Genomic DNA, 588 nt, shown 5'->3' with positions numbered 1-588 from the left:
TCCTCGACCTCAGCGTCCAGAGGACCATCCTTTTGGGGATCGCGCACTCGTTTGAGAGCTCCGACAGCATCAGCCACCCGACCTTTGGCCAAGTACCAACGAGCCGACTCAGGCATGAGGCGAATACCTATCCACAGCGCGATGGCCGGGATTGAGCACAGCACCAGCATCCACCGCCAGGCCGCACCGTTACCAGACTGGATGACGAGATTCTCCACGAACGCGCGGTACCGGTCCCCCTCCAGCGGCCCGCCCTTCGAAGCCTGGAGAGCCAGAATCTGGTCCCACGAATAGGTGCCCTTGGTGATCCCGAGGCTGTCCGGATTGTTGTTGGCCTTGATGATCAACTGCGGACCGCCATGAGCGGCGTTAATGATGGCGTTCATGGAGAACGCCAGCAGCTGACCGGTGACGATCATGAGTTGGTCGATAGCCACGATCGACCCCCTGATGCGCTTTGGCGCGTTTTCAGCAAGGTACACCGGAACAGTGGCTGACGCTGCGCCGACAGCGAATCCCAGCACGAAGCGGAAGACGTACATCACGAACACGTTCGGCGAGAACGTCGTGGCTAGGGCCCCCAGCAAG

At 60.7% G+C, this 588-nt stretch carries 1 protein-coding gene; it reads right to left on the bottom strand.

The window, feature by feature from the left end; all coding sequences use genetic code 11:
• A partial coding sequence (locus HMPREF0721_RS11250; protein WP_040640540.1) for an MFS transporter occupies positions 1 to 588 on the bottom strand: 588 nt, incomplete at both ends.

The organism is Pseudoramibacter alactolyticus ATCC 23263 (assembly GCF_000185505.1).
Lineage (GTDB): Bacteria > Bacillota > Clostridia > Eubacteriales > Eubacteriaceae > Pseudoramibacter > Pseudoramibacter alactolyticus.
Note: the sequence above shows the minus strand (reverse complement) of the source record. Positions and strands in the feature narration are given on the sequence as shown.